A 25,213-nucleotide genomic window follows, 5' to 3' on the forward strand; every position below is an offset into this window, starting at 1 on the left:
CGGCCCGAATGCGACGGTCACGGTGCCCTAGCTGCGCCGCCGGAGCACCGTCTCGAGCCGCCGCAGGCGCTGCAGCGTCAGCAGCCAGTCGGCCAGCAGCATCGCCGTGCCGGCCGAGACGCAGATCGGCACCATGGTCCGCAGGCCGGATGGCCGAGCTCCTCCCGGTCCCAGCCCAGCGAAGGCCGCCGGGAAGCAGAGGCCGGGGCGGATCGCGACCATCTCGAGGGTAGGCTCGCCGATCACCGCGTGGACCCGGCAGCGGGACGGGGTGCGGGGCGTTCGGAGCGCGGCATCATCGCAGGCCCTTCAAGGCGGGGCGCGTCAAATCGCTTACCCCTGCTTAGGGATGAAAACCCTAGGATAGCCGTACCAGGACAGCCCGGTGCCAGTTCGGCGCCGGCAGAGAATCGGACGACCCGGATGGACATGCAGGTGCCGGCACAGACCGGCCGCGACGCGAGCGTGCTGGAGCACCGCCGCCTGTGCAAGATCGCCTCTTCGCCGCACGCCTATGTCCGCGGCAGCACGGCCCACTTCTACGAGCTCCTCGCCCGCATGCCGGCGGGGGCGCTGCCCGAGGGGCCGCCGGTTTGGATCTGCGGCGACGCCCATCTCGGCAATCTCGGTGCGCTCGCTGGCCCGGACGGGCAGATCGACATCCAGGTCCGCGACCTCGACCAGACCGTGGTGGCGAACCCGGCCTTCGACCTCGTCCGGCTGGCGCTCTCCCTGGTCACCGCCGCGCTCAACGCGACGCTGCCGGGCATCGTCACCGCCCGGATGATGGATGCCATGGCCGACGGCTACGCCGACGGGATCGCCGACCCCGAAGGCGCCGAGCGCGACATCGCCGAATCCGAGATCGTCGCCACGACGAAGCGGCGGGCGCTCGGGCGGCGCTGGCGCCACCTGTCCCGCGAGCGCCTGAAGGGCAAGGCCGGCCGCCTTCCGCGCGGCAGCCGGTTCTTCGACCTCGACCCCGACGAGCATGCGGCCTTCGACGCCCTCAGCCGCGATCCGGAGGTGCGGCGGCTCGTCCTGGCGCTCGGCGGCGCGGCTTCGGATGCCGAGATCCGGCTGCTCGATGCCGCCTACTGGATCAAGGGCTGCAGCTCCCTCGGACGCCTGCGCTATGCCGGCCTGGTGGAGGTCCTGGGCGGCGACCGTCCGCACCTCGCGCTCCTCGACGTGAAGGAGGCGGTGCCGCATCTCGCGCCCGCCGCCCCGGGCGCCGCCATGCCGGCCGACCATGCCGAGCGGGTCGTCGCGGGCGCCCGGGCGCTGTCGCCCAACCTCGGCGACCGGATGGTGGCCGCGCACTTCCAGGGCACGCCGGTCACGGTCCGCGAGCTGATGCCGCAGGATCTCAAGATCGACGCCGAGCAATTCTCGCGGAGCGAGGCGGTGCGCGTCTCGGGTCACCTCGCGGCGATCCTCGGCCGGGCCCACGGCCGCCAGATGGACGGGGACGCCCGCCGGAGCTGGATCGCAGCGGTCCGCGCCTCCGGCCCGGGACCGGACGCGCCGGGCTGGCTCTGGACCGTGGTCACCGACCTGATGGGCGAGCACCAGCGCGGCTACCTGGAGCATTGTCACCGGATCGCTCGCGAGGACCTGACGCGGGGGTGACGGGCGGCCGGCGCGGGCCCTTCGGCCACGACGCCGGTTGACACCAATCCCGCCATCGCCAACACCTCGCGCCCGCCGCCCTTCGCGCGGCGGACTCCGGGAAGACCTGTGACACGATGGCGGTGACGCGCACCTACCTCGACTTCGAGAAGCCGGTGGCCGAGCTGGAGGCCAAGCTCGAGGAACTGCGCGCCGTGAGTGCGCGCGACGGCGCGGTCTCGATCGCCGAGGAGGTCGGCCGGCTCGAGGCCAAGGCCGGCCAGGCGCTCGCCGAGATCTACGCGAACCTGACCCCCTGGCAGAAGACCCAGGTGGCGCGCCACCCGCAGCGTCCACACTTCGTGGATTATTGCGGCGGGCTGATCACCGAATTCACGCCGCTCGCCGGCGACCGCAGCTTCGGCGAGGACGAGGCGATCCTGGGCGGGTTCGGCCGCTTCCGCGGGCGGCCGGTCCTGGTGCTCGGCCAGGAGAAGGGCGCCACCACCGAGGCGCGGCTGCGCCACAATTTCGGGATGGCGCGCCCCGAGGGCTACCGCAAGGCGGTGCGCCTCATGGAGACCGCCGACCGGTTCGGCCTGCCGGTCATCGCCTTCGTCGACACCGCCGGCGCCTATCCGGGCATCGAGGCGGAGGAGCGCGGCCAGGCCGAGGCCATCGCCCGCTCGACCGAGGCCTGCCTCGCCCTCGGCGTCCCCAACGTCGCCGTGGTGATCGGGGAGGGCGGCTCGGGCGGGGCGATCGCGCTGGCCACCGCCAACCGGGTGCTCATGCTGGAGCACGCGATCTACGGGGTGATCTCCCCCGAGGGCGCCGCCTCGATCCTGTGGCGCGACCAGGGCCGCGCCTCCGACGCGGCCACCGCCATGAAGATCACCGCCCAGGACCTGCTGCGCCTCGGCGTGATCGACACCATCATCCCGGAGGCCACCGGCGGGGCCCATCGCGACCGCGAGGGCGCGATTCGCGCCGCGGGCGACGCCATCGCCGAGTCGCTCGCCCCGTTCGACGGCCTCACGCCCGAGGAGATCCGCGACCGCCGCGCCGAGAAGTTCCTCGCCATCGGCCGGACGCTGTGACCGCGCCCGGGGCGACCGGGGGCCTGCTGGGCGCCCTCGGGCGGCTCATCGGCCGGCGCGACGCCCGGGAGCCGGGCTCGCACAACCACATTTCGCTGGGCTGCAACTGCCAGATGGCGCACGTGCTCAAGACCCTGGATCTGCGCCAGTGGTCGGGCCCGCTCGACTGGATCTTCTCGATGCCCGGCATGGCCCGGGACTGCCTCGCGGACGATTTCGCCGCGCTCGTCGACCGGAGCCAGCTGGAGACCATCCCGGAGGCGGAGCGGCGCGGGCCCGGCATCTGGCGCGGGCGTCACCGGCTCTATCGCGAGCGTCACGGGCTCGAATGCGTGTTCAACCACCACGATCCGGCGGCGAATGACGCGGATTACGCCTTCCTCACCGAGGGCGTGCGCCGGATCCGCAAGGCGCTCGACACGCCCGGCACCGACAACCGCCTGTGGATGATGACCCATCTCCACACACCCCGGGACGTGGTCGAGGCGATCGACGACCTCCTCGGGTTGCGGCCGAGCCGCAACCATCTGACCTTCCTCCAGCTCGAGCCGGGGCACCCGGGCATGGCGGTCGCGGAAGCCACCGACCTGCGGCCGACGCTCCGCTGGCTCACGGTGCGCACCCCCTCGGAGCCGGTCGGCATGCGCCTCGCCGACCCGGCCGACGATGCCCGGCTCGTCGAGATCATCCGCGCCGAGGCGGCCCGGCGGCCCGCCGTGCTCGGCTGAGCGAGCCCTGTCGCCATCCCGGGGCCGCCTGTGGAAAGCGCGCATTCGCGGGCTCGGCGCATGTGGGAACAATCCAGTGTTGCAACCGGGTCCTTGCGGTAAGGAAGGCGCAAGCTTAACGAGCCTATTGGGTTGGGGAGTGGCGCCCGACGATGGCCAATAAGGCCCGCGGGCGCGCATAGGACATCGAGGTTCCCCATGACGGCGCGTCTCGCGACCGCGCGACTGCTGGCGGCGGCGTCCCTGCTGGCCCTGTCGCTCGCCGCCTGCCAGGACGGTTCCGGAATCAACGGCCCGAGCGCGCGCAGCCTCGCGCCGATCGCCCCCCAGACGGTCGCCCTGATGCAGACCAAGGGGATGCAGCAATCCGACCCGATCCTGATCCGCACCTTCAAGAAGGAAGCGGAGATGGAGGTCTGGAAGCGGGGCGGCGACGGCCGCTACGCCCTCCTGAAGACCTACCCGATCTGCCGCTGGTCCGGCCAGCTCGGCCCCAAGACCCGCGAGGGCGACCGGCAGGCGCCGGAGGGGTTCTACACGATCACCCCGGGCCTGATGAACCCGAACTCCTCGTACTATCTCTCGTTCGATACCGGCTTCCCGAACGCCGTCGACCGGGCCAACGGGCGCACCGGCAAGTACCTGATGGTGCACGGCACCTGCTCGTCGGCGGGCTGCTTCGCCATGACCGACGCCACCATCGCGGAGATCTACGCCATCGCCCGCGAGGCGTTCATCGGCGGGCAGCGCAGCTTCCAGTTCCAGTCCTACCCGTTCCGGATGACGGCCGAGAACATGGCCAAGTTCCGCAACGACCCGAACATCGGGTTCTGGCAGAACCTCAAGGAGGGCTCGGACTATTTCGAGGCCCTGCGCGAGGAGCCGAAGGTCGGCCAGTGCGGGACCAAGTACGTGTTCGGCGGCGCCGACGCGGCGGCAGGCTCGTGCAAGCCGAAGGTCGATCCGCAGGTCGCGGAGAAGAGCGAGCGCGACGCGCACGCGGTGGCCGAGCTCGTCGCCAAGGGCACCCCGGCGGTGCGGGTGGTCTACCAGGACGGCGGCCAGAACCCGGTCTTCCGCCCGCCGGCCAACACCAGCGCCTTCGCGAGCCTCGGCGGCACCGAGACGGTGCTGCCCTACGATGCCAAGGAATACGGCCGGCACAATCTCGGCGACGTCAGCCGCCCGGAGACCCTGGCGGCCGGGCCGCAGGAGATCGAGGTCAGCCCGAAGGGCCAGACAGTGATGATGGCCGGCGCCGAGCCGGCGAAGGCCGCGAAGGCGGGGGCCGTCAAGGGCGCCAAGCCGGCGGCCACGACCCTCATGGCCAACCGGGTCGAGCCCGAGCCCAAGGTCGACGCCAAGGTCGAGACCACCGCGGCGCTGCCGGAGAAGCCCGCGCGGATCGCCGTGGCGGATGCCGATGGCGACCCGAGCGCCTACCAGAAGCTGTTCGGCAAGCTGTTCGCCAAGGACAATCCGGCCCCGGTCGCGCCGCCGACCCCGGCGGTCGACGCGGCGGTCGTGCCCGAGCCGGTCAAGCTCGCGCACGCCGAGACGGCCTCGCCGAAGCCGGCCGCCAAGGCGCATGCGGTCAGGACGGCCAAGGTGGAGGCCAAGACGGAGTCGAAGGTCGACGCGAAGCCCGCCCTCCGGAAGGGCGACGACAAGGCCAAGCCGTAAGGCGCGTTCCGATCGCGCCAGGGCACGGGATCCCGTCCGCCTCGTCGTTCCGAGCGGCCGGCGCGCGGCGTCGGCCTCGAAGGCGGGCGCCGAAAGGTGCCGTGATCCCTGCGGACTCCTCACGATGAGCGTGCGCTGCACCGTGCCGCGATGCACGAACGGCCCGGCCGAAGCCGAGCCGTTCGCGCCGGTCGCCGCCCGCAGCCTCAGTTCGCGCGCGACACCTCGACGAGGTTGTCGGAGAACGAGGGGGCGTGGCCCATGTCGGTGAAGGCGCCGGACGAGATGCTGTTGACCGTCCCCTCGTTGAGCTGGCGCCAGTAGCCCAGCGTCGCCACCACGATCCCGGCCTTCACGTCGTCGGTAATCCGCGCCACGCCCTTGAACGCCCCGCGGTCGTTACCGACCTTCACCCGGTCGCCGTCCCGGATGCCGCGCGCGTCGGCATCGGCTTGGCTGATCATCACGAACTGCTCGCCCTGGCCCTTCTGCTTGTCCTCCATGTTGGCGTAGCAGGAGTTCAGGAAGTAGTGGCTCTTCGGCGAGACGATGTTGAGCGGATAGCGCTTGGCGAGCTCGGGATCGTTCGTGTGCGACTCGCGCGGACCGAGGTAGTCCGGCAGCGGGTCCAGCGCCTCGCCGGGCTGGAAGCCCTCGTACATCTGCCGGAACGGCGGGGCGACGAAGTTCGTGGCGCCCTCGACCTTCAGCATGCACTTGCCGGTCGGCGTCGGGAAGTTCCCCTCCCGATGCGGCGCCCGGTCGTCCGGCGTGCCGACCTTGAGGCGCGCGAAGCCGTGCTCGCGCATGTAGGCGAGGTCGATGCCCTCGCAGGCGGGGGCGTTCCAGTCGACGTAGTGCTCAAGGCACTCAGCATCGCTCCACTTGAAGTTCTCCTCCTCGAAACCGAGCCGCGCGGCGAGCCTGCGGAAGATCTCGTTGTTGGGGATCGCCTCGCCCGGCGCCTCGGCGCACTTGGTGTTGTAGGTCAGGTAGAGATGGCCCCAGGACAGGATCATGTCCTCCATCTCGGCGCCCATGGTGGCGGGCAGCAGGATGTCGGCGTAGGAGGCCGTGTCCGAGATGAAGTGCTCGGCCGAGACCATGAACAGGTCCTCGCGCATCAGCCCCTCGACGATCTTGTCGGTCTCGGGCGCCTGCGTGACGGGGTTCGAGTTCCAGCACATCATCGACATGATCGGCGGGTCGAGCTTCATCTCGCCGGTGAGCGCGCGGCCGATCTGGAGGTTCGAGACGACGCGTGTGCCCTCCGGGATCAGGTCCGGGCGGCAGATGACGTCGAACTTGTAGGGGTGCTCCCAGACGCCGAACTGCGTGATGCCGCCGCCGACATGGCGCCACGCCCCGGTGAGCGCCGGGATGCAGGCGACCGCCCGGATGGTCTGGCCGCCGCCATAGTGCCGCTCAAGGGCCACGCCGATGCGGATGCCCACCGGCTGCTCGGTGGCCATTTCACGGGCGAGCTTGCGGATGTCGTCGGCGGAGACGCCGGTGATCTCCGCGGCCCATTCGGGCGTGCGGTCCGCGGCCCGCTCCTTCAGCTCCTCGAAGCCGACCGTGTAATTGTCGACGTAGTCCTGGTCGACGAGGCCCTGCGCGATGATCGCGTTGATCAGCGCCATGGCGAGCGCGCCGTCCGTGCCGGGCTTCGGCGCGATGTGCCAGTCGGCGGCCTTGGCGGTGCGCGACGCGTAGGTATCGATCACCACGACCTTGGCGCCCTTCTTCTGGGCGTCCTTCACGATCGCCCAGTGGTGCAGGTTCGTGCTGACCGAGTTGCAGGCCCAGATCACGATGTACTTGGAGTGGATGTAGCTGTCCGGGTCGAGGCCGGCCGTCGGGCCGACGGTGAGGAGCCACGCGGTGCACGAGCCCTCGCCGCAGAAGGTGCGCTCGGTCACGGTGGCGCCCATGCGGTTGAAGAACGCGTCGCCGCCGTTCAGCCCGTGCACGAGGCCCTGGTTGCCGAGGTAGCTGTAGGGCGCGATGGCCTGCGGCCCGTACTGGTCGATGATCGCCTTCCAGCGCGACACGATGGTGTCGAGCGCCTCGTCCCAGGTGATCCGCTCGAACTGCTTCGAGCCCTTCGGGCCGACCCGCCTCATCGGGTAGAGGAGCCGGTCCGGGTGGTAGTGGCGCTTCTCGTAATCCTTCAGCTTCACGCAGAGACCGCCGCGGGTCATCGGGTGATCCGGATTGCCGCGCACGCCCTGGAGCTGGCCGTCCTTGACGTCGAACAGCATCGAGCAGGTGTCGGGGCAATCGTGCGGGCAGCCCCCGAAGAAGGTCTCCGTCAGGCTCTCGGCCTCGGAGACGATCAGAGAATCCGGCTTGACGATCTCGTTCATGGGTCCTCCCTGGCCGGGGTTTCGAGGCCTGTTATTGTTCAGGCATCCCGGTCTCACGCGTCGATAGCGTACAGGGTAAGGAATAAAAGTTCTAATAGGCCCCGCGCGGATTTTCCGCACGGGTGTCGCCGGAGATGGCTCAGACCAGCGGGCGGTCGCGGTTCATCAGCCACAGGGCGTGGACCGTGCCGGGCAGCCAACCCAGGATCCACAGGACGATGTTGAGAAGGAACTGCAGGCCGAAGCCCGTGGTGACGAGCACGGCGATCGGCGGGAAGAAGATCGCGAGCAGGATGCGGATGAGGCTGGACACGGCGGCTCCGGGTCTGGGGATCTAAGGGCCGACCCTCAAACGAAGCGCGACCGTCCGCGTTCCACCGAGCCCGTCATCCTGGGCTTGCGCAGCAGGGCCCGGATTCCGGGCGCGCCGCATCGGCAGGTTGGACCTACGCGGCCTGAACCAATCCGGCAGGCGTTGCGGCTCTGGATTCCGGGCTCGCCTGCGGCGCCCCGGAAAGACGGCGCTGGTCGGATCTCTGCGGGACCCTGGGAGCCGGACCGGCCCGCAGCCCGACCCGTCTTTCCGGAGCCGCGCAGCGGAGCCCGGACCCGAAGGGGCACGCCGGATGCGGGCAACCCAGAACCGCGACGGGGCAGGATGAGATCGGCAACCCCGTCTCGTCCGGCAGCCGATGCGCTCCGGAAAGACGGGGCGCCTCTCAGTTCTTCATCGGCGGCGTCGTCGCGGACGGCACGTTCGCCGCCTGCTTCTCCGGATGCTTCACCTGGCTGTAGGCCACGTTGGCGAAGGTGCCGATCACCGCCGGCCAGCTCGGGCTGCCATATTGCGGATCGTCGCGGCCGACCTTGCAGAAGGCCGTGGTCAGGGCGTTCACCACGTCGTCGTCGTTGGCCCCCGTATCGGCCGCCTTGATCTGCGGCACCAGCCGAACCAGCGTCGGGACGAAGTCCTGCTGCTTCACGCCCTTGAGGGTGTTCTGGACGCCGAGCTGGTCGAAGGCGGCCTTGAGCTTGTCCTGCTCGATCTCCGCGCAGGGCGCCGTGCCGGCCAGCATGGTCTTGGTGGCGGCCCGCGCCTCGGAGGCCTTGTCGCCGGTCACCGGCGGCGCCTTGTTCCCCCAGGAATTGCGGATGTAGTCGGTGACGTTCTTGACCTCGACGTCGGTCATCTGCTGGCCGATCGCCACCATCGGGGCGAGGCCGCTCTGGGCGGCGAGCCCGCCGTAGATCACCCGCAGCACCGTCTCCGGCCCCTCCGACATTACCGAGGTGTTGCCGGCCAGCGCCGGGACCGCGCCCTGGATGCCCTTGCCGTCGGGCTGGTGGCAGGAGGAGCAGTAGGTCAGGTAGGTCGAGGCGCCCGGCGCGTCCGGCTTGTCGAAGGCCGCGAGGTCCTTGGGCTTGTAGGTCTGCTTGGCCGGCACGGTGCGGAGATACGCGACCATCGCCTTCAGATCCTCCTCCTTCACCTTAGAGAGGGATTCCATGATGGTCTGGCGCATCGGGCCGGCGGCGACGCCCGGCCGGTCGCCGGGGGCGGTGCCGGTTTTGAGATAGGTGACCACCTGCTCGTCGGTCCAGGCGCCGATGCCCTGGTGGCCGTCGGGCGTGATATTCGGGGCGTACCACCCGTCGATCACGCCGCCGCCGAACCGGCCCGCGAAGCTCGAATTGCCGACGAGCTTGTTCTCGTTGTGACACATGGCGCAGTGGCCCAGGCCCTCGACCAGATAGGCGCCGCGGTTCACCTCGGCGCTGGCGTTCGGGTCGGGCTTGAAGCGCTCATCCGTGAAGAAGGCCGTCCGCCACGTCACCAGCGCGGTGCGGACGCTGAACGGGAACGGGATCTGGCTCTCCTGCCGCTTCTCGTTCACCGCCGGGACCGATTGCAGGTAGGCCCAGATCGCCTTGGTGTCGTCGTCGGTGACCTTGGTGAACCAGCCGAACGGGAAGGCCGGGTAGAGGTAGCCGACATTCTTGCTGTAGCCGTGCCGGAACGCCTTATCGAAGTCGTCGTAGCTCCAGTTGCCGAGCCCGGTGTCCTTATCGGGGGTGAGGTTGGGGGTCATGATCACGCCGAAGGGCATGTTCAGCGCATAGTTGCCGGCGAGGAACTTGCCGCCCGGCGCCGTGTGGCAGGCCGCGCAATCGCCCATCGTGACGAGGTACTTGCCGCGCTCGATCTGGTCGGACGACCCGTCCTGCGCAAGGGCCGGGGCGGCCAGGAACAGGCTCGCCAGGATCGGGGCGGAGGCCCAGCCGGACGGGAGGGCGTTCGTGCGCTTCATGGCAACCTCCCGGGGCATCTTTAGAGTTTCTACAATCAGGTGACGCGCGTGAACGCGACCGTTTGCGGCGTTGTTCCGGCCGGCGCCGGGCTGCGGCGTTGTGCCGTGGCCGCCCGGAACCGCAGACCGAGATCGGCCAGGTGGGCGACGAGCCCCGCCAGCATCCACCCGGCGACCGCGACCCAGCCGGCCCCCACCAAAGCCGCCCGCAGGGCCAGCATCAGCGCGGCGCCCGAGGCGAGATTCGTCAGCAGCGACGGCAGCGGCAGCCCGCGCCGGCGGCCGATCCAGGCGAGGGCGAGCGCCTCGCAGGCGACGAGCAGGAGAATGGCATCGATGATCCGCCCCGAGGCGAATGCGGCGGCGATCGGCGCCTCCATCACGCGGGCTTCCCGAAGGGCGCGTTGAGGCGGACGATCCGCAGGTTCAGGCAGGCCGCGGTGCTGACCCAGGCAAGGTAGGGCAGGTTCATCAGCGCCGCCGCGCCGGAGACCCGGCCGGTGACCAGCACCAGCGCGACGATCGACAGCCACAGGGCCGCGACCTCGGCGAGCGCCCAGTCGGGCCGGCGGCACCGGAAGAACAGCACGCTCCAGGCGATGTTGAGCACCCCGTTCACCGCGAAGGCGGCGAGCAGCACGCCTCGGGCAATCGGGCCGGGATCGCCGGTCCAGGCGAGCACCCCGGAGGTGGCGGTGAGCGCGAAGATCACGGCCCAGACCGGCCCGAAGGCCCAGTCCGGCGGCTTCCAGGCCGGCACGCGCAGGCCCCGGTACCAGCCGTCCGTGGTGGTCGCGACGGCGCCGGCAATCGCCACCAGCACGGCGGCCACGGCCGCGACCGCGGGCGGCCCCCAGCCGGAGCCGGCCAGGATGGTCACGGCGAGACCCAGCGGAACAGGTGGGCGAGGTCCTTGAAGAAGATCCGCGCGTGGGCGGCGGGCTTGGCGCGAACCAGCTCCTTGTTCATGTAGCTGTCCCAGGTGAGCTGCTGGACATCCTTGTCCCGGCAGATCGAGACGAAGCGCTCCCGCAGCCCGTCGCTGCGGTACCAGACCCACTGCATCATCCCGAGGATCCAGAACACGCGGCCGTGCAGCTTCATGAACTGCTTGCGCGCGCCCGCGAGCGCCCGGGCATCGCCGGTTTTCAGGAAGGCGGCGGCGGCCTCGGCCGAGAGCCGGCCGCCGAGCATCGCGTAGTAGATGCCCTCGCCCGAGGCCGGCGCCACGACGCCGGCGGCGTCGCCCGCGAGCAGCACGTCCCGGCCATTGTCCCAGCGCTTCAGGGGCTTGAGCGGCAGCGGCGCACCCTCGCGGCGCAGGGTCTTCGCGTGGTCGAGCCCGGTCGCCGTGCGCAGGGCCCGGATCGAGGAACGCAGGGAGAAGCCCTTCTTCGCACTGCCGGTGCCGATGCTCAGCGTGTCGCCGTGGGGGAAGATCCAGCTGTAGAAGTCCGGCGAATGGCGGCCCTGGTAGTAGACGTCGCAGCGCGTCGCCTCGACCGCCTCGGCCCCGGGGGCGCCGGCCTCCGGCACCTGCAGGATCTCGTGATAGGCGAAGACCTGCCGCATCTTGGCGTGGCCCGGCACCTCCGCCCGGCCGACGGGCGAGCAGGCGCCGTCGGCCCCGATGACGAGGCGCGCCCGGACGGCGTGGCGGACGAGCGCCTCGCCCGCGCCGGTGGTGAAATGGACCAGCGGCGGCCCGTCATCGGGCCGGGTGATCGTTTCGAACGCGGCCTCGCGCAAGTCCGCACCGGCCGTCTCCGCGCGGGCGCGCAGCCACGGGTCGAAATGCTCGCGGTCGACCATGCCGACGAAGCCCTCGCCGACGGGCATGTCGACGGCCTTGCCGCTCGGCGCCACCATCCGGGCGGAGCGGATCTTCGCGACGAGGAGCGCATCGGGGATCGCGAAGTCGCGGATCAGCCGGGGCGGAATGGCACCGCCGCAGGGCTTGATCCGGCCGGGCTTGTCGAGGAGCAGCACCGCGTGCCCGGCCCGGGCGAGGTCGGTCGCCGCCGTGGCCCCGGCGGGACCGCCGCCGACCACGACAACGTCGTAGCGGTCGCGACCGGAGCCGCCATCATCCAACCGCGCCATGGCCTCACCTCACGCTGAAGGCAGGATCGAGCGGCACCGGATCCGGTGCCGGGGCTGAGTCGAGCCGCGCCGCCAGGACGACCGCGGCGAGGAACAGCACGCCCTCCGCGGCGAACACCGCCGCGTAGGCCTGGACGGGTTCGGCGGTGACGAGCCGGACGGCATCCACCGCCACGGCCCCGAGGAAGCCGCCGGCCCCGAAGGCGACGCCCTGCGCGGCGCCCCAGACGCCCATGCGGGTGCCGCGCTCCCGCGCGTCGCCGCGGCCGGCGAGCGCCATCATCGAGCCGATGGCGGCGACCGCGTAGGCGCCGTTGGCGGCGCCCAGGGCGAACACCGTCGCGCGCAAGGGAAAGTCCGCACCCGACGCCGCGCCGCTCGCCAGGGCGAACAGGGCGGCGGCCGAGCCGGCGCAGCCGATCCCGATCCAGAGCCGCAGGGAGGCGAGGGCGGTGCCGCGAGCGACGAGGGTCATCACCGCCACGAGCAGCATGCCGGCGAGCACGCCGCCGTGCTGGAGGCCGGCGAGCTTGGTGGTCGCGCCGGGCGTCATCGCGAAGACGAGGCCGGCATAGGGCTCCAGGATCAGCTCCTGGGCGCTGTAGGCCAGCATCGAGACGAAGACGAAAATCGTGAAGGTCCGGCTCACGGGGTCGGCCAGCACATGGGCCAGCACGGCGAGGAACGGCCGGCGCGCCTCCGCGGGCTCGGGGGCCCGGACCGGCAGGCGGCGCTCGATGCCGGCGACCGCGAGCGCCGCCACGCAGAAGGCGACGAGCGAGACCGTGCCCGACACCGCCACGAGTCGCAGGCCCGAGAACGGGTCGAGGAAGTGCCCGGCAAGCGGCGCCGTGACGGCGAAGCCGACGATCATCATCACCCAGACGATGGTGGCGGCCGCGCCCCGCCGGGACGGCGCGACGCCCCCCGACAGGAGGACGAGGAGCGAGGTCCCGGCCGCGCCGACGCCCATCCCGACGCACAGGAAGGAGAGGGCGGCCAGCGCCAGCCCCAGAGCGAGGTTCTCGGCGGCCAGCGCGGTGCCGCAGGCGGCGCCGAATCCGCCGAGGCAGAGGGCCGCCATGCCGCCGACGATCCAGGGGGTGCGCCGGCCGCTGTGGTCGGACCCGTAGCCCCAGCGCGGGCGCAGGACCTGCACGGCATAGTGCAGGGCGACCAGCAGGCCCGGCACGACGGCGGGGAGCGCCAGCTCCACCACCATCACCCGGTTGAGGGTGGCGGTCATCAGCACGACGACGCTGCCGAGCGCGGTCTGGACGAGTCCGAGGCGGACGATCTGGGGCCAGCCGAGGCCTGCGTTCGGGTCCGGTGCCATCACGCCCCTCCCACCAGCGGGCGCAGCGCGAAGGCCGCGACCAGCATGCCGAGGACGTAGAGGGTGGTGCCGGTGCCGTTGTACCAGATCGCCCGCTCCCGGGGATTCTCGAGGAACCGGGCCATCAGGGCGACTTGGCCGGCGAGCAGCGCCGCGACGAGGCCGGCATGCCAGTACCGCTCCCAGCCGACGAGGAGCGCGATCACCGCCACCTGCGGCAGGGCCATGACCAGGCAGGCGAAGCGCGCGGCGCGCTCCGAGCCCATCTGCACCGGCAGGGACAGCAGGCCCATGCGCCGGTCGCCCTCCACCGACTTGAAATCGTTGAGCGTCATGATGCCGTGGGCGCCGGCGGCGTAGAGCAGCGCCACCAGGAGCACCCGCCGGTCGGGCAGGGCGGCGGCCATGACGGCGGCGCCCGTGAACCAGGGCAGCCCCTCGTAGCAGAGTGCCACCGCGGCGTTGCCCCACCAGCCGTTCCGCTTCAGCCGCACCGGCGGGGCCGAGTAGATCCAGGCGAGCACCAGGCCGAACAGGGCGGCTCCGAGGATCCACGGTCCGAGGGCGGCGGCCACCACCAGCGACAGCAGCGTCCAGCCGAGCGCGAGGTAGAGGCCCCAGCGGCCCGGGATGCGCCCGGAGGGAATCGGCCGGTCCGGCTCGTTGATCGCGTCGACGTGGCGGTCGAACCAGTCGTTGGCGGCCTGACTGGTGGCGCAGACCAGAGGGCCGGCCAGCAGCACCCCGGCGGCGATCACCGGCCATTGGCCGCTCGCCGGCTGGCCCGACGAAATCACGCCGCAGGCGAACGCCCACATCGGTGCGAACCATGTCAGCGGCTTCAGCAGCTCGATGACTGCGCTCGGGGCGGGCGTGGCGGCCATGGCAGGAGGCTACCGGCGCGGCACCGAGTGTCAAGTGAGATTTACATATCGGGTTTCGGCGTGCGCGTCATTTGTCTCGCGAATACAGCCGCGAGTTGAAAATACATTATTCAGCGCACCGCGGAGTGGCGGGCCGAAGGGCAGGAAGCTACCCTCGATGCAATGCGAAATCGGGGCGGGGCGCGTTCCTCGACAGGGCCTGCGGCGCGCACCCTTGTCGGCAATGCGCTGCCTTGCGGATGCGGCCTGCGTTGCGCGCCGATATGGACTTCGTCCTTCCGGGGCGCCGTAGGAGAGCCCGGACCCGGAGGGTCACGCCGGAGGCGGGCAATCCAGAGCCGCCGTGAGTGCAGGTTCCAGGCATGTTGGTAGATCTGGATCCTGGGCTCCGCTCCGCGGCCCCGGGTGACGGCCGAAGGCGCAGATCGCCGCCGGAGGCCTCAGTCCTCCTCGACCGGACCGTCGAGATCGCCGACGCCGTAGCGGCGCATCTTGGCATAGAGGCCCTGCCGGCTGAGGCCGAGCATCTCGGCCGCCGAGGCCCGGTTGTCCCGGGTGATCCGCAGGGCTGCCTCGATGCAGAGCTTCTCGATCAGGTCGGTCGTCTCGCGCACCAGGGTCTTCATCGAGACCCTCCCGACCAGCTCGGCCATCTGCTCCACCGAGCGCGGCACCTCCCGCCCGCCCGGCATGCGGCCCTCGAACCGCCCTTCGGGGATCCGCCGCGGTGCGGGCCGAATCGCGAAGCCGAGGCAGGGCCGCGCGCCCGCCACCGAGACGGCGGCGACCTCCACGTCCTCGATTCCGCCGAACGTGCCGCGGATCACTGTGGCGAACCGGCGCACGGCCCCGTGGTCGACGAGAGTGGCGAACAGGGCCTGCGCCTCGGTCTCCTCGCGGCCGAGCCAATGGTCCAGGGTCCGCCCCCGCGCCTGCCCCTCGGTGGCGAGCTGCGCCAATTCCAGGAAGGCCGCGTTCGCGGTGAGGATCCGCCGGGACGGGTCGGTGACCACGAAGCCCTCTGGCATCGCTTCGATCACCGCGCGGGTGGGCGCCTCCTGATCGGCCCCGGCCTCGGCGGTCACCGGATCGGCCACGAGCCGCATCAGCGCGCTGGCGCCGCCCTCGCCGCGGAACAGCGAGGCCGAGACGGTCACCTCGCCGCGCCCGTGCGGCAGGGTGGCCCGGATCTCCCCGGCCTGCCCTGTCGCCCGAAGGGCGGCGAACTGGGCTTCGAGGGCCCGGGTGCTGGCGGCATCGAACAGATCGACCGCGTCCTGGCCGACGATGCGTTTGGCGGGGCGCCCGAGCAGGCGTGCGGCAGCCGGGTTCGCCTCGGCGACCCGCCGCGTGCCGACATCGACCACCAGAACCGGCTCACCGGAGATCTGGAACAGCTGCCGGTAGCGGGTCTCGGCGGCGCGCAGGCGGTCGTAATCCCGCTCCAGCGCCTGCTGGGTTTCCACCAGCCGGCGCTGGAGCGCCGATACGGCCCGCATGTCGCGCCCGAGAACCAGGATCGGACCGCCTTCGGCCGGACGGATCGAGGCGTAGCGGATCGGCAGGTCGATGCCGCTGGGGGAAGGATGGTTGATCTGGCGCCAGCGCGTGATGCCCTCGGGCCGGGCGTCGCGCAGCAGGGCATCGACCTTGGGCCGGCTCTCCACCGTCACGGTGTCGACCCAGCGCCGGCCCAGCCAGCCGGGGATGTTCTCCGCATCGAGATCCGTGCCGACCGTCGCGTCGCGGATCACGCCGTCGGCGTCGATCACCAGGGACAGGTCGGCAGAGGCCGCGACGATGCGCCCGGCCACCTCTCCGTCGAGGTGACCGGCCACCTGCTGCAGGGCCGCCGGCGGCTGCTGCGGGGTGGGGCGAGGCTGGAGAGTCACGGTCACCGTAATGTGATGTTCGGGTTACAACCCTTTCAGCAGGCCAATGCCTGTCTGTCCAGCAAAGCTTCCGCCGCGGCGGGTGCGAGGCAGGCATCGGCCGCGCAGGCATCGGCGCCGACGATCCCGGCATCGCCGCCGGGGCGCGCGAAATAGGGGCCGCCGACGAGCACGCGGATTCCCGGATTGCGCGAGACGCGGCGCACATCCGCGACGGCGGTCGCCAGGGCCGGCAGGAGGACATCCGAGGAGAGCGACAGCCCGACCACGTCGAACCACTCGATGCCGAGCAGGTCCAGGGGATCGAGATCGGGTCCCGGCGCCGCCGTGGTCACGTCCCAGCCGGCCTCCCGAAAGAAGCTCGCGACGATCGACAGGCCGAATCGATGAGTCTCGCCGGGGCAGGGCAGCAGCAGGACGCTGCGCCCGTTCGCGGAGACCGTTTCGCTCTCCAGCTCCGCGCAGAGGTGCCGGCTCATCGTCTGGAGCCGGCCGAGCGCCTCCGTGACGGCCAGGAAGTCGCAGGCATCCTCCTCCCAGAGAGCCCCGAGGTGCCGCGCCGCCGGGGCGAGCAGGTCGAGGAGCAGGCGCGCCAGCGGCAGACCGCCGTCCCGCAGAGCCTCCACCTCGGCGTCGAGATCGACCGGTCCGGGGGCCAGGAGCAGGGCGCTGAACGCCGCGATCTCATGCAGGCTCGGTGCACGCCCGGCCTGCTGCGCCCGACGCCCGGCGACCGGGCGGTGGGCCAGCATCAGCCGGGGCAGGATCTCGGCTTCGACGACCCGCGCGAGCGCCTCGGGCAGAGGCGACTGCCGGTCAGGCCAGGCGGCGGGCACATCACGGTAGAGGGGAAGGGCATCGCACGCGGGTCCGCAGCCTGCCGAGGGCGGGCCGTATTCCAGGCGCTCACCGAAATGCCTCCAGTCTCCCATCGGCATCCCTCCCTGAAACGGCCCCGGCCATCAAAGGTCCGGCGCCCCCCCGCTTGCGAATCGGGTGCGGCGTTGCTCGCCTGTCTATTCTTCGTCTTCGTTGGTCCCTAAATCTGACCAGCCAAGTCGCCACAGTCTCCGGTAGCAGCGCGACGATACGCTTCCTGACGAACTTGGCAATGATCTTAGACGAAGAAAAAAGATCGCACCCCCTGTCAGAGCAGGATACCGTCAAGCGCACTTGACACTTCTGGGAACGACGCCCTAGCCTCTGTCAACGACGGAGCCGCAGGCGCCGCCGGGTGCATGGGGGGCGGATGCATGGGTCCCAGGGACCGATCGGCACGACCGCTCTACACGCCCGCCGAGCGGGAGCGGCGCGACGCGACGCCGTGGACGCTGGTCCAGGGGATCCTGGCGCCCCTGCAATTCGCAATCTTCCTCGTCAGCCTGATCCTTGTGCTGCGCGCCCTCACCACCGGCGCGGGCCTGTTCGCCGCCGAAGCCTCGGTGGTGCTCAAGACCCTGGCGCTCTACGCGATCATGATCACCGGATCGGTCTGGGAGAAAGTCGTGTTCGGCCGCTGGCTGTTCGCGCCCGCCTTCTTCTGGGAGGACGTGGTCAGCATGCTGGTGCTGGCCCTCCACACCGCCTACCTCGCCGCCCTCGCCACGCACGCCATCGATGGTCGGACACTCCTCCTCCTCGCGCTGGCCGCCTACGCGAGCTACGTGGTCAATGCCGGCCAGTTCCTGCTGAAGCTGCGGGCCGCCCGCCTGGAGGGCGGCGATCGCCGCACGGCGCGCCTCGCCGAGGCGCTGTCATGAACGCCCCCTTGGCGCACGCGGCCTCCTGCGGCGGCATCGACCTGCATCAGGAGCAGGGCCAGCGGGCGGTGTTCTGCGGGCTCACCGGCATCGTCTGGCTGCACCGGAAGATCCAGGACGCCTTCTTCCTCGTGGTCGGCTCGCGCACCTGCGCGCACCTGATCCAGTCTGCGGCCGGGGTGATGATCTTCGCCGAGCCGCGCTTCGCGACCGCGATCATCGACGAGCGCGATCTCGCCGGCCTCGCCGACGCCAACGAGGAACTGGACCGCGTCGTCACCCGGCTGATCGAGCGACGGCCGGACATCAAGCTCCTGTTCCTGGTGGGCTCCTGCCCGTCCGAGGTGATCAAGCTCGACCTGTCCCGGGCGGCGCAGCGCCTGTCGGGCCGGCTCGCCCCGGTGCGGGTGCTGAACTATTCGGGCTCCGGCATCGAGACGACCTTCACGCAGGGCGAGGATGCCTGCCTCGCCGCCCTGGTGCCGGACCTGCCGCGCGAGATCGAGACGGCCGCGCCGTCGCTCCTCGTGATCGGCGCGCTGGCCGACGTGGTCGAGGACCAGTTTCTCCGGATCTTCGCCGCGATGGGTATCGCGGATGTCCGGTTCCTGCCCGCCCGCCGGGCCAGCGCGATGCCAGCGGTGGGGCGGGCTACCCGCTACCTGCTCGCCCAGCCCTTCCTGACCGACACCGCCCGTGCCCTTGAGGAGCGCGGCGCCCGCCGCCTGCCCGCGCCGTTCCCGCTGGGCGCCGAGGGCACCACCGGCTGGCTGCGGGCGGCCGCCGAGTCGTTCGGCGTCTCGGACGAAACCTTCGAGGCTGCGACCGCCCCGGGTCGCGCCCGCGCCGAGACCGCCTTGGCGCCCCAGCGCGAAAAACTCGGCGGAAAGCGCGTGTTCTTCTTCCCCGATTCGCAATTGGAGGTGCCGCTCGCCCGTTTCCTCGCCCGGGAACTCGGCGCGGAGCTCGTGGAGGTCGGGACGCCCTACCTACACCGGGGGCACCTCGCCGCCGAGATCGAGCTGCTGCCTGCGGGCACGCGGGTGACCGAGGGCCAGAGCCTCGACGACCAGATGGACCGCTGCCGGGCGGCCCGGCCGGATCTGACGGTCTGCGGTCTCGGGCTGGCCAACCCGCTGGAGGCGGAGGGGCTGTCGACCAAGTGGTCGATCGAGCTGCTGTTCACGCCCGTGCAGGGCTACGAGCAGGCCGGCGACCTCGCCGAGCTGTTCGTGCGCCCGCTCCGGCGCCGCGCCCTGCTGGAGGTGTAGCGCCATGCAGCTCACCCTCTGGACCTACGAGGGCCCGCCCCATATCGGCGCGATGCGCGTCGCCACGGCGATGTCCGGGCTGCACTACGTTCTGCACGCGCCGCAGGGCGACACCTACGCCGACCTGCTGTTCACGATGATCGAGCGGCGGGACGCCCGCCCGCCCGTGACCTACACGACCTTCCGCGCCCAGGATCTCGGCCGCGACACTGCCGAGCTGTTCAAGCAGGCGGTCTCGGCCGCCCACGCGCGGTTCCAGCCGCAGGCGATGGTCGTCGGCGCCTCCTGCACGGCCGAGCTGATTCAGGACGATCCGGGCGGGCTGGCCAAGGCGCTGGACCTGCCGATCCCGGTGATCCCGCTGGAGCTGCCGGCCTACCAGAAGAAGGAGAACTGGGGCGCGTCGGAGACGTTTTATCGGCTCGTCCGCGCGCTCGCCGGTGCCCCCGGTCAGCGCCCCGCGCGCGAGCCCGGACAGCGCCCGCTCTGCAACATCCTCGGGCCGACGGCACTGGGCTTTCGCCACCGGGACGACCTGATCGAGATCCGCCGGCTGCTGGATTCGCTCGGCGTCGCTGTGAACGTCGTGGCGCCGCTGGGGGCCACGCCCGCCGATCTCGGCCAGCTCCGGGAGGCCGACTTCAACGTCGTGCTCTATCCCGAGACCGCCCGGTCGGCGGCGGACTACCTGAAGAAGAGCTTCGGGCAGCCGTTCACGCAGACCGTCCCGATCGGCGTCGGCGGCACGCGCCGATTCGTCGAGGAGGTGGCGGCGCTGGCCGGTATCGATCCGGCCCCCGTACTCGACGGTGCCGGCTCGCGCCTGCCCTGGTACTCCCGCTCGGTCGATTCGACCTATCTCACGGCCAAGCGCGTCTTCGTGTTCGGCGACGCCACGCACGCCATCGGCATCGCCCGGGTCGCCGCGAAGGAACTCGGCTTCACCGTCGTCGGGCTCGGGACCTACAGCCGCGAATTCGCCCGCGAGGTCCGCGCCGAGGCGGCCGAGCACGGCATCGAGGCGCTGATCACCGACGATTACCTGGACGTCGAGGCCGCGATCCGCGCGGCCGCGCCGGAACTCGTCCTCGGCACCCAGATGGAGCGCCACGTCGCCAAGCGGCTCGGCATTCCGTGCGCGGTGATCTCCGCGCCGGTCCACGTCCAGGATTTCCCGGCGCGCTACGCCCCGCAGATGGGCTTCGAGGGCGCCAACGTCCTGTTCGACACCCTGGTCCATCCGCTGATGATGGGCCTCGAAGAGCACCTCCTCGGCATGTTCCGGGAGGATCCCGAATTTCACGACGGCGTCGGCCCCTCGCATCTCGGCGGCAAGTCCTTCGAGACTCCGGCGGACCGGGCGTTCGAGGCCGCGGAACGGGCGCCGGCCGACACCCCTCCGACGCCGGGGCCCGTTCCGATTCTACTGGACCGTGCGGCCCCTTGGTCGCCGGAAGCCGAGAAGGAACTGAAGAAGATCCCGTTCTTCGTGCGGGGCAAGGCACGCACCAACACCGAGACTTTCGCCCGGGAGCGGCACCTGCCGCTCATCACCCTCGAGACCCTCTACGATGCCAAAGCGCATTACGGCCGCTAGGCCGCCGATCCGCGTCGTCATCGTCACGCTCGACAATCACTTGGCGAGCGCGGTGGAACGGGCGCGCCTGCGCCTCCGGTCCGAGATGCCCGGGCTGGTGCTGGGCTTCCACGCGGCCGCCGAGTGGGACAACGATCCCGCGACGCTGGAGGCCTGCAGGGCCGACATCGCGCAGGCCGACATCGTGCTCTCGGCCATGCTGTTCATGGACGAGCATGTCCGGGCGATCCTGCCCGCACTGGCGGCGCGGCGCGAGGCCTGCGACGCGATAATCGGCTGCCTATCGGCCAGCGAGGTGGTGAAGACGACGCGGCTCGGCCGCTTCGACATGAGCGGCACCAAGCGCAGCGCTCTCGATTTCCTCAAGAAGCTGCGCGGCAAGCCCGGCCAGCAGGGCAATGCCAGCCGCCAGATGGGGCTGGTGCGCAAGCTGCCGAAGATCCTGCGCTTCATCCCGGGCTCAGCCCAGGACGTGCGCGCCTATTTCCTGACCCTGCAATACTGGCTGGCGGGCTCGGACGAGAACGTCGCCGCCCTGGTGCGCTTCCTCGTGCACCGCTACGCGGCGGGCGAACGCGCCGCGTGGCGTGAGGGCCCGGCGGCCCCGGCGCCCCTCGATTACCCCGAGACCGGCCTCTACCACCCGCACCTGCCCGCCCGGATCGGCGCCGACCCGTCGCGGCTGCCGCGCCGGGCTGATGCGAAGGGCCGGGTCGGCCTGCTGGTGATGCGCAGCTACGTGCTCGCCGGCAACACCGCCCATTACGACGGGGTGATCGCCGCCCTGGAAGCGCAGGGCCTCGACGTGGTGCCGGCCTTCGCCAGCGGCCTCGACAACCGTCCGGCGGTGGATTCCTTCTTCATGAAGGACGGGCGCGCCTGCATCGACGCGCTGGTCTCGCTCACCGGCTTCTCCCTGGTCGGCGGCCCCGCCTACAACGACGCCGCCGCCGCCGAACTGATGCTGGCCCGGCTCGACGTGCCCTACCTCGCCGCCCAGGCGCTGGAGTTCCAGACCCTCGAGCAGTGGGAGGCGGGCGACCGCGGCCTGTCGCCGGTCGAGGCGACCATGATGGTTGCAATCCCCGAACTCGACGGAGCCACGGCCCCGATGGTGTTCGGCGGCCGCTCCGCGAATTCCGGCGCCGACAACGCCCGGGACATGCGGGTCCACCCTGAGCGCGCCGCCCGCCTCGCCGAGCGCGTCGCCCGGCTGGTGTCGCTCCGCCGGGCCGCGAAGGCCGAGCGGAAGCTCGCCGTGGTGCTGTTCAACTTCCCGCCCAACGCCGGTGCCACCGGCACGGCGGCGTTCCTGTCGGTCTACGCTTCGCTGCTCAACACCCTGAAGGGCTTGGCGGCGGACGGCTACACGGTGGAAGTGCCGGAGAGCGTCGATGCCCTGCGCGAGCGGATCCTCGACGGCAATGCCAAGCGCTATGGGACCCAGGCCAACGTCCACGCCCGCATCCCGGCCGAGGATCACCTGCGGCGCGAGCCCTACCTCGCCGAGATCGAGGCCCAATGGGGCCCGGCACCGGGCCGCCACCAGACCAACGGCGGCGAGATCTTCGTGCTCGGGGCGCAGTTCGGGAACGTCTTCGTCGGGGTGCAGCCGGCCTTCGGCTACGAGGGCGACCCGATGCGGCTGCTGTTCGAGCGCGGCTTCGCGCCGACGCACGCCTTCAGCGCCTTCTACCGCTACCTGCGCGAGGACTTTTCCGCCGACGCCGTGCTGCATTTCGGAACCCACGGCGCGCTCGAATTCATGCCCGGCAAGCAGACCGGTCTGTCCGAAGCCTGCTGGCCGGAGCGGCTGATCGGGGCGCTGCCGAACGTCTACCTCTACGCGGCCAACAACCCGTCCGAAGGGACGCTTGCCAAGCGCCGCTCGGCGGCGACGCTGGTGAGCTACCTGACCCCGAGCCTCGCGGCGGCCGGGCTCTATCGCGGGCTGATCGACCTGAAGAGCTCGATCGAGCGCTGGCGCGGCCTCGGCCCCGAGGCGGGGGGCGAGCGCGAGACATTGGCCCGCCTGATCCAGGACCAGGGCGCGGCGGTCGATCTCGTGGCGGCCGAGCCGGCCTGGAACGGCGATCTCGGCACCCACGTCGCCGGCCTCTGGACCGCCCTTCAGGAACTGGAGCAGACCCTGATCCCGCACGGCCTGCACGTGGTCGGGCAGGGGACGCCGGAGGAAGAGCGGGTCGATCTGCTCCTGGCGCTCGCCGAGTCGGCTCATGGCGTACGGCCGGAGCGGGCCGGGATCGAGGCGCTTGCGGCCGGCCAGGGCATCGAGGCGGCGCTGAAACTCTCCGGCCTACCCGCGGACGATACGGGTCGCGCCGCGTTCGCGAGCCTCGCCGAGACCGACCGGCTGCTGTCCCGCGACCACGAAGTTCCGGCGCTGCTGCGCGCACTCGACGGCCGCTTCGTGCCGCCGGTGGCCGGCGGCGACCTGCTGCGCAACCCCGCGATCCTGCCGACCGGCCGCAACCTCCACGGGTTCGATCCCTACCGCCTGCCCTCGGCCTTCGCGGTGGCCGACGGTGCCCGGCAGGTAGCCCGGATCCTCGAACGCTTTGCGGCGGACGGAAAACCCTGCCCGGAGAGCGTCGCCCTGGTCCTGTGGGGCACCGACAACCTCAAGAGCGAGGGCGGCCCGATCGCCCAGGCCCTGGCGCTGATCGGCGCCGCCCCGCGCTTCGACGGTTACGGGCGCTTGAGCGGCGCCGAACTGATCCCGCTGGAAACTCTGGGCCGCCCGCGCATCGACGCGGTGGTGACCCTCTCGGGCATTTTCCGGGACCTGTTGCCCCTGCAGACGAAGCTGCTGGCCGAAGCGTCCTTCCTCGCCGCCATCGCCGACGAGCCCCTCGAACAAAACTACGTCCGCAAGCACGCCCTGGCGATACAGGCCGCGCAGGGCTGCGATCTGGAGACGGCGGCGCTCCGCGTCTTCTCCAACGCCGAGGGCGCCTACGGGGCCAACGTCAACCACCTGGTCGATTCGGGGAACTGGGACGACGACGCGGAACTCTGCGAGACCTTCTCGCGCCGCAAGAGCTTCGCCTACGGCCGCACCGGCCGCCCGGCGCCACAGCGCGCCCTGATGCAGGCGGTGCTCGCCTCCGTCGACATGGCCTACCAGAACCTCGACTCGGTCGAGGTCGGCGTCACCTCCGTCGACCACTACTTCGACGGGCTCGGCGGCATGGGCCGGGCGGTGGCCCGGGCCAAGGGCGAGTCGGTGCCGATCTACATCAGCGACCAGACCCGCGGGGAGGGACGCGTCCGCTCCCTGGAGGAGCAGGTGGCGCTGGAGACGCGCACGCGGATGCTCAACCCGAAATGGTACGAGGGCCTGCTCGGCCACGGCTACGAGGGCGTGCGCCAGATCGAGACCCACCTGACCAACACGGTCGGCTGGTCGGCCACCGCCAACGCGGTCCAGCCCTGGATCTACGAGCGGATCACCGAGACCTACGTCCTCGACAAGGACATGCGCGAGCGCATGGCCGCCTTGAACCCCACCGCCTCCGCCAAGGTCGCCCAAAGGCTGATCGAGGCGCACCGCCGCGGCTTCTGGACCCCCGACGCAGCGATGCGCGACGCCCTCGACCGGGCCGAGGAGGAGCTGGAGGACCGCCTGGAAGGCGTCACCGCAGGAGTGGCCGCATGAACATCGCGATCCGCAACCCCGTCATGGCCCGGAAGGAGGAGGGGAGCCTTCAGGTCGCCCTCGATCCCGATCTGAAGATCGAGACCGCCAAGGTCTTCGCGGTCTACGGCAAGGGCGGGATCGGCAAGTCGACCACCTCGTCGAACCTGTCGGTGGCGTTCTCGAAGCTCGGCAAGCGGGTGCTGCAGATCGGCTGCGACCCGAAGCACGACTCGACCTTCACGCTGACCAAGCGCCTCGCCCCCACGGTGATCGACGCCCTGGAGGCGGTGAACTTCCACTCGGAAGAGCTGCGCGTCGAGGATTTCGTGGTCGAGGGCTACAACGGCGTGATGTGCGTCGAGGCCGGCGGGCCGCCCGCCGGCACCGGCTGCGGCGGCTACGTGGTCGGCCAGACGGTGAAGCTCCTCAAGGAGCACCACCTCCTCGAAGACACCGACGTCGTCGTCTTCGACGTGCTGGGCGACGTGGTCTGCGGCGGCTTCGCCTCGCCGCTCCAGCACGCCGACCGGGCGCTGATCGTCACCGCCAACGACTTCGACTCGATCTTCGCCATGAACCGGATCGTCGCGGCGATCCACGCCAAGTCGAAGAATTACGGCGTGCGGCTCGGCGGCGTCATCGCCAACCGCTCGGCCAAGACCGACGAGATCGACCGGTTCAACGACGCGGTCGGCTTGAAGCGTCTCGCGCATTTCCCCGATCTCGACGTGGTCCGCCGCTCGCGGCTCAAGAAGTCGACCCTGTTCGAGATGGATTCCTCGCCGGAGCTCGACGCCGTGACCGCCGAGTACATGCGGCTCGCCGAGACGCTCTGGGCCGGGGGCGAAGCCTGCGAGGCGATTCCCATGAAGGACCGCGACCTGTTCGAGTTCCTCGGTTTCGATTGAG

Annotated in this window: 20 protein-coding genes; 9 read left to right on the forward strand and 11 right to left on the reverse strand. The window is 71.0% G+C overall.

Annotation, left to right across the window (positions count from 1 at the left end):
* Positions 1-27: 27 nt before the first annotated feature.
* Complete coding sequence (locus AC3WSN_RS04725) at positions 28-246, reverse strand: hypothetical protein (protein WP_192710308.1); 219 nt, start codon at positions 244-246, stop codon at positions 28-30.
* A 177-nt stretch (positions 247-423) separates the two neighbouring features.
* Between AC3WSN_RS04725 and AC3WSN_RS04730 the strand changes: the two genes are divergently transcribed.
* The 4 genes from AC3WSN_RS04730 (at position 424) to AC3WSN_RS04745 (ending at position 5,122) form a co-directional block, all read left to right on the forward strand.
* Positions 424-1,632, forward strand: coding sequence for a DUF2252 family protein (locus AC3WSN_RS04730; protein ID WP_192710307.1), 1,209 nt, complete (start codon positions 424-426; stop codon positions 1,630-1,632).
* Between the two features lie 116 nt (positions 1,633-1,748).
* Entirely contained in the window at positions 1,749-2,711 is a 963-nt protein-coding gene (locus AC3WSN_RS04735; protein ID WP_192710306.1) for an acetyl-CoA carboxylase carboxyltransferase subunit alpha, read from the forward strand.
* Positions 2,708-3,439: a DUF1796 family putative cysteine peptidase gene (locus AC3WSN_RS04740; RefSeq protein WP_492536560.1), complete on the forward strand. Its 732-nt coding sequence runs from the start codon at positions 2,708-2,710 to the stop codon at positions 3,437-3,439. Before AC3WSN_RS04735 ends, AC3WSN_RS04740 begins: the two co-directional genes overlap by 4 nt.
* Before the next feature lie 198 nt (positions 3,440-3,637).
* Positions 3,638-5,122 (forward strand): L,D-transpeptidase family protein, encoded by a 1,485-nt coding sequence (locus AC3WSN_RS04745; protein ID WP_492536561.1) that lies wholly within the window; start codon positions 3,638-3,640, stop codon positions 5,120-5,122.
* A 206-nt stretch (positions 5,123-5,328) separates the two neighbouring features.
* Here AC3WSN_RS04745 and AC3WSN_RS04750 read toward each other — a convergent pair whose 3' ends face one another.
* The 10 genes from AC3WSN_RS04750 to AC3WSN_RS04795 all read right to left on the reverse strand — a co-directional run bounded on the left by AC3WSN_RS04750 (position 5,329) and on the right by AC3WSN_RS04795 (position 16,947).
* Entirely contained in the window at positions 5,329-7,491 is a 2,163-nt protein-coding gene (locus AC3WSN_RS04750) for a molybdopterin-containing oxidoreductase family protein (protein WP_192710303.1), read from the reverse strand.
* Between the two features lie 139 nt (positions 7,492-7,630).
* Entirely contained in the window at positions 7,631-7,804 is a 174-nt protein-coding gene (locus tag AC3WSN_RS04755) for a YqaE/Pmp3 family membrane protein (protein WP_192710302.1), read from the reverse strand.
* A gap of 406 nt (positions 7,805-8,210) precedes the next feature.
* On the reverse strand, positions 8,211-9,800 hold the full coding sequence (locus tag AC3WSN_RS04760) for a c-type cytochrome (RefSeq protein ID WP_492536562.1): 1,590 nt from the start codon (positions 9,798-9,800) through the stop codon (positions 8,211-8,213).
* Positions 9,801-9,835: 35 nt separating this feature from the next.
* Entirely contained in the window at positions 9,836-10,180 is a 345-nt protein-coding gene (locus AC3WSN_RS04765) for a hypothetical protein (RefSeq protein WP_192710300.1), read from the reverse strand.
* Positions 10,180-10,680: a TspO/MBR family protein gene (locus AC3WSN_RS04770; RefSeq protein ID WP_492536563.1), complete on the reverse strand. Its 501-nt coding sequence runs from the start codon at positions 10,678-10,680 to the stop codon at positions 10,180-10,182. Before AC3WSN_RS04770 ends, AC3WSN_RS04765 begins: the two co-directional genes overlap by 1 nt.
* A complete protein-coding gene (locus AC3WSN_RS04775) occupies positions 10,677-11,903 on the reverse strand; it encodes a geranylgeranyl diphosphate reductase (protein WP_492536564.1) in 1,227 nt (408 codons plus the stop codon). The genes AC3WSN_RS04770 and AC3WSN_RS04775 overlap by 4 nt, the downstream gene beginning before the upstream one ends.
* Positions 11,904-11,907: 4 nt before the next feature.
* Positions 11,908-13,239, reverse strand: a complete 1,332-nt coding sequence (locus tag AC3WSN_RS04780; RefSeq protein ID WP_492536565.1) for a BCD family MFS transporter — start codon at positions 13,237-13,239, stop codon at positions 11,908-11,910.
* Entirely contained in the window at positions 13,239-14,123 is an 885-nt protein-coding gene (chlG, locus tag AC3WSN_RS04785; RefSeq protein WP_492536566.1) for a chlorophyll synthase ChlG, read from the reverse strand. The genes AC3WSN_RS04780 and chlG overlap by 1 nt, the downstream gene beginning before the upstream one ends.
* Positions 14,124-14,563: 440 nt before the next feature.
* On the reverse strand, positions 14,564-16,021 hold the full coding sequence (ppsR, locus tag AC3WSN_RS04790) for a transcriptional regulator PpsR (RefSeq protein WP_492536567.1): 1,458 nt from the start codon (positions 16,019-16,021) through the stop codon (positions 14,564-14,566).
* Between the two features lie 29 nt (positions 16,022-16,050).
* A complete protein-coding gene (locus AC3WSN_RS04795) occupies positions 16,051-16,947 on the reverse strand; it encodes a cobalamin B12-binding domain-containing protein (protein ID WP_192710295.1) in 897 nt (298 codons plus the stop codon).
* A 321-nt stretch (positions 16,948-17,268) separates the two neighbouring features.
* On the opposite strand from AC3WSN_RS04795, the gene bchF reads away from it, so the two are divergent.
* Genes bchF through bchL form a run of 5 tightly spaced genes read left to right on the forward strand, consistent with a single transcriptional unit; the run spans position 17,269 to position 25,212 of the window.
* The gene (gene bchF / locus AC3WSN_RS04800) at positions 17,269-17,775 is read left to right on the forward strand and encodes a 2-vinyl bacteriochlorophyllide hydratase (protein WP_192710294.1); all 507 of its coding nucleotides are present in this window, start codon (positions 17,269-17,271) and stop codon (positions 17,773-17,775) included.
* On the forward strand, positions 17,772-19,046 hold the full coding sequence (locus AC3WSN_RS04805) for a ferredoxin:protochlorophyllide reductase (ATP-dependent) subunit N (protein WP_492536568.1): 1,275 nt from the start codon (positions 17,772-17,774) through the stop codon (positions 19,044-19,046). Before bchF ends, AC3WSN_RS04805 begins: the two co-directional genes overlap by 4 nt.
* Positions 19,047-19,050: 4 nt before the next feature.
* On the forward strand, positions 19,051-20,643 hold the full coding sequence (gene bchB, locus AC3WSN_RS04810) for a ferredoxin:protochlorophyllide reductase (ATP-dependent) subunit B (protein WP_492536569.1): 1,593 nt from the start codon (positions 19,051-19,053) through the stop codon (positions 20,641-20,643).
* A complete protein-coding gene (locus AC3WSN_RS04815) occupies positions 20,618-24,322 on the forward strand; it encodes a magnesium chelatase subunit H (RefSeq protein ID WP_492536570.1) in 3,705 nt (1,234 codons plus the stop codon). The genes bchB and AC3WSN_RS04815 overlap by 26 nt, the downstream gene beginning before the upstream one ends.
* Positions 24,319-25,212, forward strand: coding sequence for a ferredoxin:protochlorophyllide reductase (ATP-dependent) iron-sulfur ATP-binding protein (bchL, locus tag AC3WSN_RS04820; protein ID WP_492536571.1), 894 nt, complete (start codon positions 24,319-24,321; stop codon positions 25,210-25,212). The genes AC3WSN_RS04815 and bchL overlap by 4 nt, the downstream gene beginning before the upstream one ends.
* Position 25,213 lies beyond the last annotated feature (1 nt).

Source organism: Methylobacterium sp. FW102-HT35C08 (assembly GCF_058790235.1).

Coding starts and splice junctions, on each gene's coding strand:
- AC3WSN_RS04730 (WP_192710307.1), top strand. CDS start 424: ATGGACATGCAGGTGCCGGCACAGACCGGCCGCGACGCGAGCGTGCTG.
- AC3WSN_RS04735 (WP_192710306.1), top strand. CDS start 1,749: ATGGCGGTGACGCGCACCTACCTCGACTTCGAGAAGCCGGTGGCCGAG.
- AC3WSN_RS04745 (WP_492536561.1), top strand. CDS start 3,638: ATGACGGCGCGTCTCGCGACCGCGCGACTGCTGGCGGCGGCGTCCCTG.
- AC3WSN_RS04750 (WP_192710303.1), bottom strand. CDS start 7,491: ATGAACGAGATCGTCAAGCCGGATTCTCTGATCGTCTCCGAGGCCGAG.
- AC3WSN_RS04760 (WP_492536562.1), bottom strand. CDS start 9,800: ATGAAGCGCACGAACGCCCTCCCGTCCGGCTGGGCCTCCGCCCCGATC.
- AC3WSN_RS04765 (WP_192710300.1), bottom strand. CDS start 10,180: ATGGAGGCGCCGATCGCCGCCGCATTCGCCTCGGGGCGGATCATCGAT.
- AC3WSN_RS04775 (WP_492536564.1), bottom strand. CDS start 11,903: ATGGCGCGGTTGGATGATGGCGGCTCCGGTCGCGACCGCTACGACGTT.
- AC3WSN_RS04780 (WP_492536565.1), bottom strand. CDS start 13,239: ATGGCACCGGACCCGAACGCAGGCCTCGGCTGGCCCCAGATCGTCCGC.
- chlG (WP_492536566.1), bottom strand. CDS start 14,123: ATGGCCGCCACGCCCGCCCCGAGCGCAGTCATCGAGCTGCTGAAGCCG.
- AC3WSN_RS04795 (WP_192710295.1), bottom strand. CDS start 16,947: ATGGGAGACTGGAGGCATTTCGGTGAGCGCCTGGAATACGGCCCGCCC.
- bchF (WP_192710294.1), top strand. CDS start 17,269: ATGGGTCCCAGGGACCGATCGGCACGACCGCTCTACACGCCCGCCGAG.
- AC3WSN_RS04805 (WP_492536568.1), top strand. CDS start 17,772: ATGAACGCCCCCTTGGCGCACGCGGCCTCCTGCGGCGGCATCGACCTG.
- bchB (WP_492536569.1), top strand. CDS start 19,051: ATGCAGCTCACCCTCTGGACCTACGAGGGCCCGCCCCATATCGGCGCG.
- AC3WSN_RS04815 (WP_492536570.1), top strand. CDS start 20,618: ATGCCAAAGCGCATTACGGCCGCTAGGCCGCCGATCCGCGTCGTCATC.
- bchL (WP_492536571.1), top strand. CDS start 24,319: ATGAACATCGCGATCCGCAACCCCGTCATGGCCCGGAAGGAGGAGGGG.